The sequence below is a fragment of the Vibrio sp. OPT46 genome, from assembly GCF_015163535.1.
Classification (GTDB): Bacteria; Pseudomonadota; Gammaproteobacteria; order Enterobacterales; family Vibrionaceae; genus Vibrio; species Vibrio alginolyticus.
This window is the reverse complement of the sequence record NZ_JADDYG010000005.1, coordinates 206,024-210,518: the sequence shown is the minus strand read 5'-3', so window position 1 is coordinate 210,518 and position 4,495 is coordinate 206,024. Positions and strand designations below refer to the sequence as shown.

4 protein-coding genes are annotated in these 4,495 nt (G+C 44.2%); all 4 read right to left on the bottom strand.

The window, feature by feature from the left end; all coding sequences use genetic code 11:
• Positions 1 to 157 precede the first annotated feature (157 nt).
• Positions 158 to 1,504: an MATE family efflux transporter gene (locus IQR33_RS01110; RefSeq protein ID WP_193838117.1), complete on the bottom strand. Its 1,347-nt coding sequence runs from the start codon at positions 1,502 to 1,504 to the stop codon at positions 158 to 160.
• A gap of 103 nt (positions 1,505 to 1,607) precedes the next feature.
• A complete protein-coding gene (locus IQR33_RS01105) occupies positions 1,608 to 2,030 on the bottom strand; it encodes a MarR family winged helix-turn-helix transcriptional regulator (RefSeq protein WP_005380103.1) in 423 nt (140 codons plus the stop codon).
• Between the two features lie 99 nt (positions 2,031 to 2,129).
• Positions 2,130 to 3,050: a lipoprotein NlpI gene (nlpI, locus tag IQR33_RS01100; protein WP_005380101.1), complete on the bottom strand. Its 921-nt coding sequence runs from the start codon at positions 3,048 to 3,050 to the stop codon at positions 2,130 to 2,132.
• A 178-nt stretch (positions 3,051 to 3,228) separates the two neighbouring features.
• On the bottom strand, positions 3,229 to 4,495 hold a 1,267-nt coding region (gene pnp / locus IQR33_RS01095), incomplete at its 5' end, for a polyribonucleotide nucleotidyltransferase (protein WP_193843437.1).

Genomic DNA, 4,495 nt, shown 5'->3' with positions numbered 1-4,495 from the left:
GCGTTTTCGCTCAAACGAATACGGCGATAATCCTGAAAAGCTCGAAAGCCGCCAATGCAATGGCTATTGGCATCAACTAGCGGGCTTAGAAGTAAAAACCATTTAATCCTTAAAGATAAAAGCGAGGCCTAGCCTCGCTTTTATCTGTTAGCTTTTGTTAGCAGGCTTGCACCCTTGGTTCGACAGAACTCTCATTAAGCAGCTTTTTCACATCTCGCCACAACATACTGATCACGACCAAACTCAATGCAATGTTAGACAATGGGAAAGCTAACCAAATACCTGTCACGTCGAAAAGTTTCGGCATAATGAATAAGAATGGCAACTGGACCAGCATGTTGCCTAGTGTTACAAACATAGCTTTGCTGCCTTTGTTTACTGATTGATAGTACGCGGCCGCCACAACTAAAAAACCATCTAAGAACAACGCAAACATGTGTAAACGAATCCCGATCACGGTGCTATCAATCAACTGTTGGTCAGCATTATTAAACACCGCAACCAGTTCGTACGGGAAAAGGTTCATCAAAACAACGAACGCCACCCCACCAAGCACAGATGTCCCCATCGCGACCTTTAATAACTTTCTGATGTTCTCCTGATTACGTGCACCGTGGTTGAAGCTCACTAAAGGCTGCATACCATTCGCAATTCCTTCTGCTATCAGATAGTAAACCGTCACGATGTACCCCAAAATGGCGTACGCTCCGATCAACATTGCACTTCCGTATTGAGCAAATAACGCGTTGTGCAGTGCCACCATCACAGAGCCGTAGGCGTACATAAAGAAACTTGATGTACCTATCATGATAATCTTTGGTGCAGCATCAACCTGAACTTTGAAGTCGCGGATACGAAGGCGTAATGTTGCTTTTGAAGTAAAGAAGTAACCAATACCGAGCACAGTGACCACTAATTGTGCAAGTGCAGTGGCAATAGCGGCTCCGGTTAACTCCCACTCCAACCAAGCAATAAATACGTAGTCTAATACAATGTTAATAACGGCACCGATGACCATCAAAATCGTTGCTAAGTTCGGGCTGTCGTCATTGCGTAATAAAAACGGAACTGCGATAGAACCCAACGTGAATACGCACGCGACAATCAGAATATGCAAATATTGCAGCGCAAGTTCAAACACTCGCCCTTCCGCACCTTGCCAGCGAATAAATTCATCCGAAAACAAGAACAATATTGTAGCAACGATCGGCATCAATGCCGCTAACAACGTCAATCCGGTCGTTAGGATTCGCTTAGCGCCTTCATGATCGTTCTCTCCTTGCTTGATCGAAGTCAGCGCGCCAGTCCCCACCCCAATCATCATTCCTATACCGAGGATCGAACCGATAATAGGCCACGCAACATTGATCCCAGCTAATCCGTCAGCGCCAACATAACGGCCAATAAAAATGCCATCAACTATTTGATACAAACCGTTTACGAGCATTGCTGCGACGGTTGGAATCGTATATTTCCAAAACTGTCTATAAATTGAGTTTTGCATGACTGTCACCAGTAGTTAGCAAGGCTAACTAAATGGTTAAATTAAATAAAAGAAAGATGAAACAACAAAAACTAAACCATACAGCTGAGGCCTTTGCTTCAGTTTAAAATGACTTATTACTCAATGCTTTATTCAATAAAGCTTGTAACTGTTCAGCTTCTTGCTGATTTAATTGTTGCATCATTTGGTCAGAGATATCTTTGTACACTACCTGCTCCAAAGACATTTTTTCTGCGACTTCTTCCGTAAGCAACACACGCTTAGCACGAGCATCCTCATTACATGCGATGCGTTTCACCAAACCCTTTTTTTCCAAACGCACAACCATTGTCGATGCGGAAGGCTTAGTCACTTGCAGCTCTTCTGCAAGATCGGTTATTCGCACACCCTCAGGGTAAACCTGAATCACACGTAAATAATCGAACTCATTAAAGCTTAGATGTGATAATGGATCTTCTTTGGCATAGACACGCCAAGCTTTGGCGCAAAAACGCTCTAAATCAATCAAGCTTTCTTCTAATGCCATAAAAGCCACCACCACTTAGTTAGCAAGACTAACTATTTTAAATGAGTCACTCATCAAGTTCAATCATAAAAAAAGCCGCTCTCATCGAGCGGCTCTAAATCATTCAATTTCCAGCTTCTTGGCAGCCTTTAACTTGGCCAATCTATCTTGCTGTAATTGATCGTAAATTTGCGCCAACTCCAAGAAAGAATAGCGATGCTCAACATAATCGTAAACGTTGAACGAAATCGCGAGCTTATAAAGTGAGATGGCACTTGCGATATCACCTTCAAGCTGATTACGCTTTCCAAGGTAGAAATACGTTTCCGTCAATCGTTCAGCTAGGCGATAGTTCTCTCTCGTTCCATCCATAATTGCTTTAAGCGCGTCTTCGTCCGAGACGTCTCGCAGCATGATAGCAACAAGAACCCACCCCCACTCTTCACTACGATCTCGTAAATAACGCTGTTGAAGATTGGCTTTTGCTTGCTCTGGATTTTGCTCAGCTTCGATGATGTACAGCCATAATGAACGAAAAGGATCCGTTGGCATTTCTTGATAATGCTTGGTCATATCTTCTAAAGCGAGATCGATTCGGCCACCATAATACAGTGCAATCGCACGGTTGCGCTCAGCATAGGTATTATCAGGAGCCAACTCTATGGTCGAGTCAAACGCTTCATATGCCGCATCAAACTCTCCTACTTGGGTAAAGTATACTCCCAAAAGATTGAAGATGTCCGGCTGAGCAGGATTCAACTGCAAAGACTGGTTAAAGTCCAAACGGGCAAGATCACGTAAACCAACGCTGTCGTAGTAGCTACCGCGCTCATAATGCATTTTAGCGCGCACTTCATCACTAAGGTCGGGACGTTGTAGCAACTGCGAGAGACGCGCGATTTGTACTTCTTGTTGAACACTAGGCTGAAGTGGCACCGCCATCGGTGGATATAACCACTTTTGTGCTGATTGTTGAGAAGTATTTGCACAACCGGTCAGCGCGATAGCAACACATAAAATTGCGGTTTGAAACCATTTCACTAATTGATACTCCTGTTTGGACCGCTCAAGATTTATTTCTCTTAATGCAATATAGGCGATAACCTCGTTTGAGGTTAATACATCGAAACAAACCAAAAAAGGGGAGCGAAAATGCTCCCCTTTTATAACATGCTTTCAGGCCCTTAATCTAATAAAAGGCTGAAAGTCTCATTTTGTCTTACTCGTCTTTAGCAGCTGGTGCTTCAGCAGCAGCTTCTTCAGCTGGCTTTTCTACCGCTTCTTTCATGCTTAGACGTACACGGCCTTGGCGGTCGATTTCAAGAACTTTAACTTGAACTTCTTGACCTTCAGCTAGGTAGTCAGACACTTTCTCTACGCGTTTTTCTGCGATTTGAGAAATGTGTACAAGACCATCTTTGCCTGGAAGAACCGTTACGAATGCACCGAAGTCTGCTAGACGTGCAACTTTACCTGTGTAGATACGGCCCACTTCAACTTCAGCAGTGATCTCTTCGATACGGCGGATAGCTTCTTTCGCAGCAGTGCCTTCAGTTGCCGCAATCTTGATAGTACCGTCGTCTTCGATTTCGATAGTTGTACCAGTCTCTTCAGTTAGAGCACGGATAACTGCACCACCTTTACCGATAACGTCTTTGATCTTCTCAGCGCTGATCTTCATCGTGTGAATACGCGGAGCAAATTCAGAGATGTCTTCACGAGCACCAGAGATTGCTTCATCCATTACAGATAGGATGTGCTTACGTGCGCCTTGAGCTTGGTTAAGCGCAATTTGCATGATTTCTTTAGTGATGCCTTCGATCTTGATGTCCATTTGAAGTGCAGTGATACCAGTGTTAGTACCTGCTACTTTAAAGTCCATGTCACCTAGGTGGTCTTCATCGCCAAGGATGTCAGAAAGTACAACGAAATCGTCACCTTCTTTAACAAGACCCATTGCAATACCAGCAACAGATGCTTTGATTGGTACACCTGCGTCCATAAGCGCAAGAGAAGTACCACATACTGAAGCCATTGAAGATGAACCGTTAGATTCAGTGATTTCCGATACAACACGTACTGTGTATGGGAACTCATCAACAGAAGGCATTACTGCAGCAATACCACGCTTCGCCAGTTTACCGTGGCCGATTTCACGACGCTTAGGAGAACCTACAAAACCAGTTTCACCTACACAGTATGGAGGGAAGTTGTAGTGCAGTAGGAAGTGATCTTTACGCTCACCAGTTAGCTCATCGATGATTTGAGCATCACGCTGAGTACCTAGCGTTGCCGTAACGATCGCCTGAGTTTCACCACGAGTGAATAGCGCGCTACCGTGAGTACGAGGAAGAACACCAGTACGTACATCTAGTGCACGAACCATGTCTTTTTCACGGCCATCGATACGAGGGTTACCTGCAATAATACGGCTACGTACTACTGTCTTCTCTAGATCATGGAAGATAGTGTGGATTTCTTTTGTA